5 protein-coding genes and 1 pseudogene are annotated in these 10,365 nt (G+C 30.9%); 4 read left to right on the top strand and 2 right to left on the bottom strand.

Features of this window, described 5'->3' with window-relative positions:
- On the bottom strand, positions 1–2,064 hold the full coding sequence (ppk1, locus tag G5V56_RS15545) for a polyphosphate kinase 1 (protein ID WP_166966758.1): 2,064 nt from the start codon (positions 2,062–2,064) through the stop codon (positions 1–3).
- A 404-nt stretch (positions 2,065–2,468) separates the two neighbouring features.
- Here ppk1 and G5V56_RS15550 point away from each other — a divergent pair, with 404 nt between their 5' ends.
- A complete protein-coding gene (locus tag G5V56_RS15550) occupies positions 2,469–5,903 on the top strand; it encodes a gliding motility-associated C-terminal domain-containing protein (protein ID WP_166966760.1) in 3,435 nt (1,144 codons plus the stop codon).
- Between the two features lie 7 nt (positions 5,904–5,910).
- Positions 5,911–6,819 carry a PorP/SprF family type IX secretion system membrane protein gene (locus G5V56_RS15555; RefSeq protein ID WP_166966762.1) on the top strand — a complete coding sequence of 303 codons (909 nt, stop codon included), beginning with the start codon at positions 5,911–5,913 and terminating at the stop codon, positions 6,817–6,819.
- Here G5V56_RS15555 and G5V56_RS15560 read toward each other — a convergent pair.
- Entirely contained in the window at positions 6,816–7,301 is a 486-nt protein-coding gene (locus G5V56_RS15560; protein WP_166966764.1) for a SixA phosphatase family protein, read from the bottom strand. The two genes, G5V56_RS15555 and G5V56_RS15560, sit on opposite strands and share 4 nt — an antisense overlap.
- Before the next feature lie 445 nt (positions 7,302–7,746).
- Here G5V56_RS15560 and G5V56_RS15565 point away from each other — a divergent pair, with 445 nt between their 5' ends.
- Together G5V56_RS15565 and G5V56_RS15570 are read left to right on the top strand one after the other, a co-directional pair.
- Positions 7,747–8,277, top strand: a complete 531-nt coding sequence (locus G5V56_RS15565) for a hypothetical protein (protein WP_166966765.1) — start codon at positions 7,747–7,749, stop codon at positions 8,275–8,277.
- A 32-nt stretch (positions 8,278–8,309) separates the two neighbouring features.
- Positions 8,310–10,365: pseudogene (locus G5V56_RS15570) on the top strand (hypothetical protein); the annotation flags it as partial.

A 10,365-nucleotide genomic window follows, 5' to 3' on the forward strand; every position in this document is an offset into this window, starting at 1 on the left:
CTAATTCTTTAACTTTTTTAAATAGTAATTATAAATATCTAGTTGAGCTCTAGTTTTTTTCTTGTCATTTTTTCTGTATTCATTATTCTGTGACTCATTTAATAACCTTGCTTTTACATTGTCATTCCAACAAATATCAAATGTATCTAAGAGCTCTTGCTTAATGTCTTCATCATAAATAGGACAGCTTACCTCTACTCTATTATCAATATTTCTTGTCATCCAATCAGCTGATGAAATATATACTTTTGGCAAGTTATTATTTCCAAAAACATAAAGTCTTGTATGCTCTAAAAATTTATCTACAATACTAATAACTTCAATATTCTCACTCATTCCTTTTATTCCTGGAATTAAGCAACAAATACCACGAACAATCATTTGAATTTTTACACCTGCATTACTAGCTTCATAAAGTTTATCAACCATAACATAGCTAGAAATACTATTCATTTTCAGTCTAATATATCCTGGTTTACCACTTTTTACATTATAAATCTCATTATCAATTAAATTAAATAACGCTTTTTGAGTATAATGAGGTGAGGTGATAATGTGTTTGTATTTAAAAATTTGATAATTGGTTTCAAAAAAGGCAAAGACCTTATTAATATCTTTCAAGATACTTTGATTGGCTGTAAATAAGGTGTAGTCTGTATAAATTTTTGCAGTTGATTCATTAAAATTTCCCGTACTTACAAAGCCATAACGCTTTAATTTTTTACCTTCTTCACGCTCTATAACACACATTTTACTATGTACTTTTAAGCCTTGAACACCAAACACTAAATGTATGCCTTCTTCTTCCATTTGTTGGGCATAGTCAATATTTGCTTGCTCATCAAACCTCGCTTGCAATTCAATTGAAACAGTAACCGATTTTCCATTAATTGCTGCATTAATAAGTGAACTGGCGATATGAGATATTTCGGCTAAACGATAAATAGTAATTTTTATGGTTTTTACATTTAAATCTAAAGCAGCTTCTCTTAAAAATTTGACGACGTATGAAAACGTATGATATGGTGCAAAAATTAAATGATCCTTTTTAGAAATTTCCTCAAAAATACTTCCTTCCAGAGGGAGTCCTTTAACCGGTAACGGTGTGATTTTTTTGTATAACAAATCTTGTCTGCCTAGGCTAGGAAACCCCATATAATCGCGCCTATTATGATATCGGCCCCCTGGAATAATACTATCAGCCGAATCTATACCCATTTTAGACATGAGATACTCCAACGTTTCTGTATCTATCGTTTTATCATAAACAAAACGAACTGGTTGTCCTGTTTCGCGATGCTTGACACTATCTGAAATTTTTTCAATAAAACTTTTACTTAAATCACTTTCAAAATCTAGTTCAGCATCACGTGTAATTTTTATCATATGTGCTGAAATCCTTTCATACAAGAAAATATTAAAAATATCGTTTAAAAAATACCTTAATAAATCATCAAGCATGATTATATAATCCTTTCCATCTTTTTGTGGTAATTCTATAAAACGATTAATAGATTTTGGAATTTCTATTAAGGCATATTGCTTTTTATCATCTTTTAAAACCATTCTTACCGCCAAATAAGCTGCACTATCTTTTAAATTTGGAAGTTGAACTAAATCATTTAAAATAATAGTTACAAGAGCAGGACTTACTTTTTGAATAAAATAATTCTTTAAAAAATCATGGTGAAAATCAAGAATTTGAGTTTCATCAATAACAAATATGTTTTCGTCTCTTAATTTAAGTTTAATATTACTTAAAATTTCAAGACTCTCACTTTGTTGTTCAATAACAATTTTAGTTATAATTTCAAGCAATTCTTGAGATTTCATACCTCCCAACTCACTCTTGCCTCCTTTACCTGCTTGAACTATACGCTTAACAGTTGCATATCTAACTTTAAAAAATTCGTCTAAATTATTTGAAAAAATACCTAAAAATCTCAACCTTTCTATAAGCGGTACAGTTTCATCTGCCGCCTCTTGCAAAACTCTGGCATTAAATTGCAACCAACTAACCTCTCTATTTATGTAACTATTGTTATGCTTTTCGGGCTTTGTCATCTACTATTCTTTATAAATATTCACAAATATATTGTATTTAAGCAAAGTAAAAATATGGATTCATTATTAATATTTTTTAAAGATTAAAAAAATGATAAACTTTCATAAATACTAATTTTAAACCCTTATTATCGACGAAACACATATTAAATGTAGTTTTTTTATTACTTAATATTCGTTTAATCGAATTTATATGTGTTTTTATAGGTCTTTTTGTATATTCGAATAAGTTTTAAAGTTAAATAATAACCTGTCTTTTTTAATCTCTCAATAGTAAAGATAGTAACGCAAAAACTCTAACATTGATTTTCAATGTTTTCCCTCATAGCTTTTTGGTATTGTTATTTATTCATTTTATAGATTAAATAATTGAAATTCAAATAATTGAAACTAAAATATAAGTTATGAAAACAATTACTAGCGCAAAAAGTTCACTAGAGTTTGTGATTATAGCATTTTCATTTTTAAAAAAATTAAAAATTAGGTCTCAAAATCTTCTTAAAATAATTTTAAGTATTTTTTTATTAAGTAATTGTGTTGTGAATGCACAGATAATGACTCCATTTCAAGTACGCTACAGCGAAAACATAAAAGGTGATGTTACCATTATTGCCAATAATATGATTTCGAGAGATTCAATTGCTGATTATAATGGCGGAGATGACAATCATGATTTTTCTGATAACGTATATGTAGATATCGACAACGACTCCAGTACTTTTAACTCAAGTAGCGCTGTTTTAGTAAATCCCGAACCAAACTTAGCGTGCTTACAAATTAGAAAAGTTCTATTATACTGGGCAGCAGCTGATTTTGAGCCAGATACCTCAGATCCAAATTCTGAAAATCAGCCTAATTGGAATTTTAATGATATAAAGTTAATGTTACCGGGAGAAACCAATTATTCAACGCTTACCGCTGATGATGTTATTTTTAGAGGACGTGACACGCACTTTGGAAACGATCCTTATGTTTGTGTAAAAGATATTACTAATTTGGTAAATGGTTTAACCACACCTTTTGGAACCTATCAAATTGGGAATGTGGAGGCTAAGACAGGCGGTTTATGGAGCCACCACAATAGAAATGCAGGTACATCTGGTGGCTGGCAAATCGCTTTTGTATATGAAAGTCCATTATTGCCTGCTAGAAATATTAGCCTTTTTGATGGTTATGCGCATATCACCTTAAATACTAACAATTATGATATTAATTTTAATGGATTTCAAACGGCTCCATTTGGTCAAGTTAAAGCAGATGTTGTTATTGGTGCTTTAGAGGGAGATAGAGATTTATACCAAGATAGACTTCAAATTATTGATGCTTCAAATAATTATGTTGATTTATCTACACCGTTAAGAGATGCAAACAATTTCTTTAATAGCCGCATTACTGTTGATGGATCAGAGTTTCTAAATAGAATTCCCGCCAGTACGAATACATTAGGTTTTGATGCCTCTGTTTTTCCATTAAATAATACAAATAATAGCATTATTGCTAATAATCAAACATCGGCAACAATAAGGCTTACATCTGATCAGGAAACGTATGGATTATATTTGCTAGGCTTATCAGTAGAAATTTGGGAACCAGATATTACTCCAATTTATCTTACATACAATTCAATAAATAATGCTACGCAAACACCAGATGAAATTTTAAATTTTAATCTTAACTTTTCCAATACAGGAAATGATAATGTTAGAAATTTAATTCTTACAACTGTTTTGCCTAATCAAGTTTCATTTGTATCAGCAGACAATTTACCAGCTGGCGTAACCTATACTTATGATGCATTAACCAATACGCTTGTATTTAATTGCGCTGATGGTATTGTAGATGTTGGAGATCCAGCTTTAGATGTTCCATTTAATTTACAAGTTAAAAGTGAATGCTATTTTTTAGAGCAAAACTGTGATTTATCTTTTGATTTTCAATTTACCGCAACTTATACGGGTGATCAAAATCCAACCATAAAAACTGATTACAGTTCTGCTAGTAATAACTTATGCATGCCTAATAGCCCAGTAACCGCAACTGTAATTCAGCCTTATATTGATTGGGCTGTACCAAATCATAGCTTAGACAGAGTCCTAGAATGTAATGACATTGCTGGTCTTAACGATGCGTTACAGTTAGAACCAACAACAACCAAGTGCGTTACAATTACCAATAAAACAGTAGGATTGTTTGTACCAGACCCAAACTGTCCAAATAGTGGTACTTACACAAATACATGGAGCTTTGGAGGTGCCTGTGTTAACCCTATACCAGATTATGTTCAGGTTATAACAATTCAAGATACAACACCTCCTACTTTTGTAGAAGTTCTTCCAACAGATATTACTGTTGCATGCGACAATATTCCAGTAGCTGCAATATTAACTGCAACTGATAATTGTGGAACGGCCGACGTATCTTACAATGAAACTATTTTAAATGGCTCTTGTGTTTCAAATTATACAATAGTTAGAACTTGGACTGCTACTGATGCTTGCGGATTAACAACAACACATACTCAAAATATAACCGTTCAAGATATAACCCCTCCTACATTTGTTGAATCACTTCCTGGTGATATAACTGTTGAATGCGATTCTATTCCTGTTGCTCCTATTTTAACGGCAACTGATAGTTGTAGTTCTGCCTCAGTTGCATTTACCGAAACTACAAACAATGGAAGTTGTCCCTCTAATTATGTTTTAATTAGAACATGGACAGCGACTGATGAATGTGGACTTACAACAACACATACACAAAATATAACCGTTCAAGATACAACGCCACCAATATTTGTTGAATCTCTTCCTGGTGATATAACTGTTGAATGTGATTCTATTCCTAATGCTCCTTTGTTAACGGCAACTGATATTTGTGGTTCGACCTCTGTAACGTTCAATGAAATCACAACTAATGGAAATTGTCCATCTAACTATTTTTTAATTAGAACTTGGACTGCCACTGATGAATGTGGACTAACAACAACACATACTCAAACCATTACAGTTCAAGATACAACGCCTCCTACTCTAATAACAAATCTACAAACAGACATTACACTGGTTTGTGAGTCAGAACCAGAAGTACCAACTGTTGAATTTGTTGACAACTGCTCATCAAACGTTACTGTTAATTTCACAGAACAAATCAACACAATTGATGAAAACGATTATCAAATAGTTAGAACATGGATTGCTACGGATGATTGTAATAATTCAACAACTTTTACTCAAACCATAGAAATGCTTTCGTATGAGCAAACAACTCATGATAAACTGGTTTTATGTATTGATGAACCCATTTTAGATTTAAATTCACTAATTGATACGAGTAATAATGGAACATGGTCAAGCGATAGTATGTCTGTATTAAATGGAACAGAGTTTGACCCTGTTATTGTTCCTATAGGTGATTATACATTTACTTATACCAGCTTAATAAATCAATGTACCATAATTAATGAAATAGAAATTAATCTGAATGATGATTGTATTGAATATCCGTGTATTAAATCTTTGTTTGATGTAGATATTTCTAAACTAGTTACTCCTAATGGCGATTTAGATAATGAAACTTTTAATGTCGCTTATATATTAAATGATAAAATTGATGATATTGAAACCTGCGATATTAGGATAGTTGTTAGTATATTTAATCGGTGGGGAACTAAAGTATTTGAATCTGAAAATTATAACAATGAATGGTCAGGAGACAATCCATCATTGACCGTTGGTGGTGAAGACAAACTTCCTACTGGAACGTATTATTATGTTGTAAAATTAATAGATAGCGGATTAAAACCAATCCAAGGCTTTATTTATTTAGGTACCGAACAATAAAACAGTAATGCATATAGATAGAAAAATACAATTCTTAATAATACTACTTATATTTCCACTGTTAAGCATTTCACAACAGTTACCACAGTTTACAAAATATATGTTTAATACTATTGCTATTAATCCTGCCTATGCCGGTAGTAGAGAAAAATTAAACGTATCTTTTCTTAATAGAAATCAATGGGTAGGTATAAATGGTGCTCCTGTAACTCAAACATTTGCTATGCATAGTGCTGTTACGAACACTCATTTAGGAATTGGTCTCTCTGTAATTAATGATAAGCTAGGATATGAAAACACATTTTATGCATTTGGAGATTTATCATATTCAATTAATTTGATTGAGGACTATTGGTTATCGTTTGGATTAAAAGCTGGATTTAGTAAATATGGATTAGATGCCGATTTATTATCTGAAAATGATAGATATTTAGATAACATCTTCAATAAAATAAAACCCAATTTTGGAGCAGGTGTTTATTTACGTTCAGATAAATTTTTTCTTAGTCTCTCTTCTCCAAAAATTATAAGTTATACCAACAATACCGACATTGTTTATACAGCCATTGAAAGAGCTAGCTATTATCTGATGGGAGGTTATTTATTAGAATTCACTCCAAGTTTGAAATTTAAACCAACTGCTATGATAAAATATACAAAGGGTGCCCCTACATCTTTTGACATTACTGCCAATTTTTTGATTAAAGACAATTTATGGTTAGGTGCCGCTTATAGATTTGGTGATGCTATTGGTGGTTATGTTAGCATTTTAGCTGCTGAAGGATTAAGAATAGGATATTCGTATGAATTTATAACTTCTGATTTAAACCCATATACATCTGGTTCGCATGAAATTTTTATTAGCTATGAATTCCAACTTTTGAGACCTTCCTGCAATTGCGCTAGCAAGTTCTAATTTTTCAAATCTCTCGGAAATAAAGTCATTACTGTCTTACCCTTTTTGAAATCTTTCCAATTATCAATTTCAAATTCAATAATAACAACGCCGCAAGTAGGGACATTATCAATGTACTTATCACCATAATTATTCACAACAGACGTAACAGCATTGTTGTGTCCAAAAATTAATAATTCATTTATGGAATTATCAGATGTTTTTATAACTCGTAATAACTTCTCTCCCGAAAAATCATATAAACTTCTATTGAGTTTAAAAATTTCCTTTTGAATATTTAAATTATTTACAAATATGCTAGCTGTTGTTTTCGCTCGCATTGCATCACTTGATAGTACACTATCTGGGTTTAGTTGGTTTATCAATTTTCTTGAAATAAGTTGTGCATCGCTAAAACCCCGGTTACTAAGTGGTCTTTCATGATCTGAAATATTAAATTCCCATGAAGATTTTGCATGCCTTACAAAAATTAGTCTTTTCATAATCATTTTAATAGTATTGCTGTTTATCGATTAATTCATTTAATATGTCTATTAATACTTAAGTATGATTTTAATAATTACTTCTATTAAAATAGATTAAAAACACAAATAACTAATTTACAATAAGTTAAGACTTAAACTTCATTACCAAATCGTTCTTTAAAGTTAAAAATTAGACATGATTATCATTTTATCGATTTTTTGAGTGATATAACACTTTTATTTGATAGAACAATTCCATATGTGTTGTTTTGCTAATAGATAAATATAAAAAATTATGATCCCAAATCTAATTTAGCCTCAATAAGCATTGTTATTCAATGTATCTCCCTCACTGTTTTTCCCTCAAAAACTTTTATTGTGGTTTGTTTTTTTGTTCACATTACGTGACTAAAATAATAGGTTTGGTGTCTAATAAAAGTAATAGATTTTAATATAATAAGTCATGAAAAACAACTTGAATGTAAATCTTTGTATTTTTTTATTTGTTTCATGTATTTCAATATTTTTTGGAAACCAGTCGTTTGCTCAAGAAAAAGGAATTTATGAAGTTTCAAATAATTCTACTCTAAATAAAGTTAATAACCAAAAAAATCAACAAAGCACAAGTAATAATAGAGATAACTTTTATGATTTAGCATTTAAAATGTACCCAACTCATTATTTTGAAAAGGGTACTTTAAAAAGTGTTTACAAATCCAGTGACCCTGTAAAATTAACTTTTGAAGATTCAGAGTCTTTAAAGTCTTTAAAAAAATCTAACTCAAAAAATAATCAGGTTGAATTAATTACTATAATACTTAATAGTAGTAATGATTTAAGTAATTCAATTGACCTAACTAGCAATACAGATTTAAATAAATTAAAATATGTCTTTGTGAAATGTAATTTTAATTGTTCTGAAAATCAAATTCAAAAATTTATTAAAACTAATGCGGAAATTAGAATATTCTATTCATCGCAAAATCCATCTTAAGACCAGCATAGGTAAATTTAAAATATCAACACATGAGAAAACTATACACTACTAAAGCAACATCAAGCAACTATTCAGCTAGGCTGTTAGTATTTGCTATTTTGCTAACACTTTGTGCATACAATAGTTATAGTCAAGTTGCAGTTCCTTTTGCTCCTAGGACGGCAACTGCCACTCCTTCAACAACTGTTTATACTGTTAAAGGAGATTTTTCTATGATTGGTAACACCAACCTTACTTTAGCTAATTATGATGTTAACAAAGACAATAATAATGATATGATTTATGTTGATGTTGATAATGATTCAAACACTATAAATTCATCTTCTGCAACTTTAACTTTTTCTACTGAAAACGGAGCACTTCCTGAATGTTCAAATGTCGTATATGCTGGATTGTATTGGACAGGTAGAGCTGGAAATAATCAAACGGTTACGGTTGGTTCAAAAACACTTGACAAACGTCAAGTATTAATAAAAAAAGGAGCTTCCGGAACATATGAACCTGTTGTTGCAAATTCAACAAGTGTTGTAAATAAAAATATTTATTTTCCATCTGGAACAGAAGGAAACATTTATTCTGCCTATGCTGAAATTACCGATTTTGTTCAGACAAATGGATTAGGTGAATATTTTGTAGCTGATATAGCTACACTTGAGGGTAATCCAGATAGTCAAGGTTACCATGGTGGATGGGGAATGGTTGTGGTTTATCAAAATTCTAAAATGAATTGGAGAGATGTTACTGTTTTTGATGGTCATGCTTACGTTAAAGCTTTTACTACAGCCGATTACACCTTCGATGTTAGTGGTTTTAATACGGCTCAAAGTGGAGACCTTAATATAAAACTAGGGGTTATGGCAGGTGAAGGAGATACTACTGTTACAGGTGACTATTTCCAAATCCAAAGACAAGATAATGGAAATTTTCAATCTTTATCTCACTCCTTAAATAGCCCAAATAACTTTTTTAAATCATCTATAAATACAGGCGGTAATCCTAGAAATCCTAATTTAGTAAATAATACTGGGATAGATATTGCTATGTTTAATATTGATAACACTGGTAATGGAATCATTAAAAATGGTGACACCTCTACTAGGTTTCGATATGGCTCTACACAGGATACCTATGCGATTTTCAATGTTACGTTTTCAATTGATGCGTATGTGCCAGAAGTAACAGGCGTAATTGTTAATACCTCTATTAATGGCACTCCAAACAATGGTAGTACAACGATTGAGCCAGGTCAAACTGCAGATTACACATTGGAAATAAAAAATGTTGGTACTGAAGCTACAGATAATACTGTTATAACAATACCGCTACCTGACACGGTTGACCCGAGTGTTTTAAATTTTAGTTCCAGTATGAATTATACACCCGTTACGACACCAACATACGATTCAAGTTTAGGTTCTAATGGCTCTATTGTATGGAATTTAGGAACCTTACCATTACCTGCTGACCCAACTACAGTTTTAGCGGAATTAAGTTTCACCTTAACAGCAACTACAGATTGCTCTTTAATTAGTGGCGTTAATCCTACTATAGAACTTTTAGGCAGTATAAGTGGAGATGGGGCTATATCAAATGTGTCATTTGACACTCCTTTAATTCAAGGATATGCATCTGATGATACTTGTAAAGATAACCCAATTCCAATTCCTATTGTATTAAATATTGATAATTCAAATTTTGTAAATCAACCTCCAACAATAACTGCTCCAACTGAATTAACTATTGAAGGATGTGATGAAAATAACATAACTGACTCAACTGCAAAATACGCTTATAGTTCTGCAGAGTCTGTTGATATTAAAAACAGTTTTGTTGATGCTAGTAATGGTTATACAGCTTCTAATGATATAATAAGTATAACATATATGGATGTGATAACATCGAGCTCAGGTTGTTCGTTAGTTGTTACTAGAACTTATACCGCTACAAATAGTTGTGGTAATTCAACTGATGCCATACAAACTATAACAATAAATCCTGTAGCTCTTTCTATCACTGATCCTGATGGAGCCAGTACTGTAAATTGTATTGCTGATGCTACAGAAACATTCACAATGCCTACCATTC

The organism is Yeosuana marina (assembly GCF_011762485.1).
In the GTDB taxonomy this organism is placed as follows: domain Bacteria; phylum Bacteroidota; class Bacteroidia; order Flavobacteriales; family Flavobacteriaceae; genus Yeosuana; species Yeosuana marina.